This window comes from Streptomyces poriferorum, from assembly GCF_019399235.1.
GTDB classification, from domain to species: domain Bacteria; phylum Actinomycetota; class Actinomycetes; order Streptomycetales; family Streptomycetaceae; genus Streptomyces; species Streptomyces poriferorum.
On the sequence record NZ_JAELVH010000489.1, the window covers coordinates 1 to 2,405 of the forward strand.

The window sequence follows — 2,405 nt, forward strand, 5'->3', positions numbered from 1 at the left end:
CGCTTGTCAGGCGCCGGCGCCGCGCTCCTCGCGGATCTCGGAGACGACGCGCGCCGCGGTCTGCCGTACGCCCTCCGTGACGGTCAGGAAGTGCCAGTAGTCGGGGTGGCGCCCCTCGAGGGCGGTGACGGCCTGGTCGAGCCGGGCCACCGCGTCGTCGAGCGGCTGGGCGTGGCGCGGCTCGGGGGTGTGACGCCCGGCCATGGCGAGGCGCTGGGCATCGCGGATCGCGAACCGGGTCCGCTGGATCTCCTGCTGCGGATCCTTGGCGACGGCGTCGAGCCGCTGCAACCGGTCACCGGCGGCGGACACCGCCTCGTCCGTGGCGTTGAGCAGCGCCCGTACCGTACTCAGCCGTGAGGTGGCATCCGCCCAGCGCTGCTCGTCGCGCGCCTTCGCGGCCTCCTTGAGCTTCTCCTCGGCCTGGCGCACATTGACGGCCGCCTGCTCCGGAACCGGCTGGAGGTCCTGCCAGCAGGCCGCCGAGAACCGCCGCCGCAACTCGCTGAGCACGGGCTCCACGGAGGCCGACCGGGTGGTCAGCGCCTGGGCCCGCGTACGCAGCGTCACCAGACGCTTGTCGATCTCGGCGGCCCGCTCGGGCAGCTGCGACGCCTCGGCGCGTACGGCTTCGGCGTCGCGCAGCACCTGATCGGCGCGCTGGAGGGTCTCGGGGACACCGTGCCGGCCGGCGCCCTGGTTGAGCTTGGTCAGCTCGGGGGCGAGAGCGGCGAGCCGCGCGGCGAGATCGTCCGCCCGCAGTCCGGACGCCCGCACCGCGTCGAGAGCATTGCTCGCGGCCAGGAGCGCCTGCCGCGCCCGCTCCACCGCGGGGGCCAGCCGGGCGAGCTGCGTCTCGGCGGTCCCCAGCAGCGGACCGAGCCCGGCGGCGAACCGGTCCAGCTCCACCTTGACGCGCAGGAGCTCGTCCTTGGCGGCGGACAGTTCGCTCCGGGCACGGGAGGCGACCGAAGGTTCAAGATCATCCCGGTCGAGATCGTGCGCGTCGACGGCCGTGATGTAGGTATGGCTGGCCTCGTCGATGCGCCGCCCCAGCGCGGCGAAGCCGTCGACGGCGTTGCGGGCGGCCGGCGAACTGTCCACGGCCGTGATGGTCTCGATGGAGATCTGCAGATCGCGCTGGGCGGTGTCGAGCTCGTAGAAGGCCTCGGCTGCGGCGTCCTTCGCGGCCTGCGCCTCGGCTCGCTGTCCCTCCCCGCGCCCGCCGAACCAACGCCGCGTACCGCCCCCGGCGAAGGCGGCGGGCAGGGCTGCGGCGAGCAAGGGCACGGGCAGCAACATCAACAGCAGCACATCACCGACACCGCGACCGCGGCCGTACCGGCTGACAGGGACATCACTGACGGCGGAACTCGCACCCGCTCTCGCCTGCGGCTTCGCGTGTGTCGCCGTCACATCCCTCTCCCGTGCCGTTTCGCCCTGCCCGGTACATTCTCCCACCAGGTAAGGACGAACACACGGGCCTGTTAGTTCGCGGTTCGCACCGTGACTTCGCCGTTGTCGCTGTGCGCCTTCACCGCATGCGGGCTGTCGTCACTGCGGGGCACGGCCACGGAGACGTCCCCGTTGTCGGCCGACGCGGACACGGCGTACCGGTTCTTGCCCGCGGGCAGGTCGATGGTGATGCTGCCGTTGTCACTGACGGTGTCCACGAGATCCGGAACCCGGCTGAAGTCGAGCTCCACGGAACCGTTGTCCGAACGAGCCACCACGGAAGGCCCCGAGAGCCGCTCGCCCCGCACGGAGCCGTTGTCGCTCTTCAGCTCCAGCGGCCCGGTGACATCCCGCACGACGACCCCGCCGTTGTCGGAGAACAGCTTGAGCGGCGTACCGAACCCGGACGCGGTGACCTTCCCGTTGTCCGCGTCCACGGTCAGCGCGAGCCCGCGAGGCACCTTCACCTGATGATGGGCGCCGCAGTCACTGATCAACGCGTCGCACCCCACCCGAAGCGTCAGCGTGTCGCCCTCCAGCTTCCACACGGGATCCGGCCCACTCCCGAACACCACCCACCCGTCGACCTTGCGCGTCACCTCGATCTGCTCCACATCGGCGGGCACGACCTCCACGGTGGAGTTCTCGGCGTCGATGGTCAGCGCCTTCCCGCCGTACGCGAAGGACTTGTGCTCGGCCGAAGCGTCCTCCACGTCGGTACTCCCACACCCACTGAGCAAGCCGACGAGCAGAACGGCGCCCCCGGAGGCCACGAGGGCGTTGCTACGGGCACGGGTGCGGGTACGAGTACGGATGATCATGGCGTTGGAGTCCCCCTGGCTGGCGCCGACGATGTGCCTCCACCGTATGCAGCGCCCGCGGCCGGGACGATCCGGACGGCTACCGTCTCGGGGGTGGGGATATCCCCCGTACGGCCTCGGGGACGGGGG

Annotated in this window: 2 protein-coding genes; both read right to left on the reverse strand. The window is 71.4% G+C overall.

Annotated elements, in window-relative coordinates:
- Positions 1 to 6: 6 nt before the first annotated feature.
- A complete protein-coding gene (locus JGS39_RS38805) occupies positions 7 to 1,416 on the reverse strand; it encodes a hypothetical protein (RefSeq protein WP_219574470.1) in 1,410 nt (469 codons plus the stop codon).
- Between the two features lie 71 nt (positions 1,417 to 1,487).
- Positions 1,488 to 2,276: a DUF4097 family beta strand repeat-containing protein gene (locus tag JGS39_RS38810; protein WP_219574471.1), complete on the reverse strand. Its 789-nt coding sequence runs from the start codon at positions 2,274 to 2,276 to the stop codon at positions 1,488 to 1,490.
- Positions 2,277 to 2,405: the final 129 nt, after the last annotated feature.